This window comes from Delftia sp. ZNC0008 (assembly GCF_000799035.1).
Classification (GTDB): domain Bacteria; phylum Pseudomonadota; class Gammaproteobacteria; order Burkholderiales; family Burkholderiaceae_C; genus Comamonas; species Comamonas tsuruhatensis.
Genome location: NZ_JTKZ01000123.1, coordinates 1 through 1,861, shown reverse-complemented (window position 1 = coordinate 1,861; position 1,861 = coordinate 1). Strand labels below are relative to the sequence as shown.

Genomic DNA, 1,861 nt, shown 5'->3' with positions numbered 1-1,861 from the left:
CCCGCGCCGCTTCCATGGCCGCCACGCTCGTGCCAGCCCGAAGGCGCGCCGTATTCGACAGGCTGGCCCCAGTCGGGCGCGGCCGGTGCATGGCCGGCCTGCTGGCCCGGATGGGAAGCACCGCCGGCCATGGAGCCCCGCGCCGGGGCGCTGCGAGCGGCTTCCTGCGACCACAGGTCGGAGAGGTCGCGCGCATCGAGCTGCACGAGTTCGGCGATCTCGCCCAGCAGCTGGCGCTTGAGCGCGCCGTCAGGCAGGGCCGTCCACAGGGGGCGGGCATTGCTGGCCATGTGGGCACGGCCTTCGGCCTGGCCCAGGTCGCAGCCTTCGCTGGCCGCCTCGATGAGAAAGCGGCTCAGCGGCAGCGCGTCGCCCACGTAGCGGGCAAAGGCTTCGCTGCCGTATTCGCGGATGAAGCTGTCCGGGTCGTGTTCGGCGGGCAGGAAGAGGAATTTGACGCTGCGCGTGTCGCTGGCATAGGGCAGGGCCGCATCGAGCGCCTTGCGCGCGGCGCGCCGGCCCGCCCCGTCGCCGTCGAAGCTGAAAACGACGGCGTCAGTAAATCGAAACAGTTTGTGAATGTGATCGGGCGTGCAGGCCGTGCCCAGCGTGGCGACGGCGTTGGCAAAGCCCAGCTGGGCCAGGGCCACCACGTCCATATAGCCTTCGGTGACCAGCGCATAGCCCATGTCGCGCAGGGCGGTGCGGGCCTCGAACAGGCCGTAGAGTTCGCGCCCCTTGTGAAACACCGGGGTTTCGGGCGAATTCAGGTATTTGGGCTTCTCGTCGCCGAAGACGCGGCCGCCGAAGCCTATGCACTCGCCCTTGACGTTGCGGATGGGAAACATCAGCCGGTCGCGGAAGCGGTCGTAGCGCTTGCCGTCGTCCTCGCCGACGATGACCAGGCCCGATTCTTCGAGCTGCGGATCGTCGTAATGCGCAAACACGCTGGCCAGGTTGCGCCAGCCGGCGGGCGCATAGCCCAGGCCGAAGCGCCTGGCGGTCTCGCCCGAGACGCCGCGGCGCTTGAGGTAGTCGATGGCCTGGGGAGAGGCCTTCAGGTGCTTGCGGAAAGATTCGCCGGCCTTTTCCAGCACGTCGGTGAGGGTGGCCTGTTTCTGCTTCTGGGCGGCCTGGCGCTCGCGCTCGGCCGGGCTGATGTCGTCCTGCGGCACCTGCAGGCCAACCTGGCCGGCAAGATCCTGCACCGCTTCGACGAAGCCCATGCCGGCATGGTCCATCAGAAAACCGATGGCGTTGCCGTTCTTGCCGCAGCCGAAGCAGTGATAGAACTGCTTGCTGGGGCTGACGGTGAAGGAAGGCGACTTCTCGCTGTGGAAAGGGCACAGGCCCATGAAGTTGGCGCCGCCCTTCCTGAGCTGTACGTAACGGCCCACGATGTCGACCACGTCGACGCGCGCGAGCAACTCCTGGATGAACGATTGGGGAATGGACACCCGCGTATTGTGCCTTCGCGGGGCCATCCGGCCGTGCCCCGGGGGCACTGGCCGGCAGCGCCCGGCCCTCAGCCCAGGCGCTGGAAGGTCAGCGTGAAGGCCACGCCATCGCGCGTGTTGTGGGCCCTGATCGTGCCGCCCATCTTGGCCATGTAGGTCCTGGCCACGAACAGGCCCTGTCCCCGGTGCTCGGCGCCGCTGGCGGCAGAAGGCTCCTGGGGCGCGGACACCCCCAGCTCGAAGATGCGCTCCAGCAGGTCCTCCGCAATGGTGGCGCCCTGGTTGTGCAGCGTGGCGCTGGCGGTGGACTCGGAGGCCGACAGCGACAGCGTGATGGCCGTGCCGGCCGGCCGGTAGCTGTCGGCATTGCGCAGGATGTGGGTGACCACGTCCTCCAGAGCAAA

At 68.4% G+C, this 1,861-nt stretch carries 2 protein-coding genes; both read right to left on the bottom strand.

The features are described 5' to 3' along the window. Positions 1-1,484: DNA primase (dnaG, locus tag L995_RS04540; RefSeq protein ID WP_047469553.1), on the bottom strand; the 1,484-nt coding region annotated here is incomplete at its 3' end. 41 nt (positions 1,485-1,525) lie between these two features. Continuing rightward, on the bottom strand, positions 1,526-1,861 hold a 336-nt coding region (locus tag L995_RS04535), incomplete at its 5' end, for an ATP-binding protein (protein WP_047469551.1).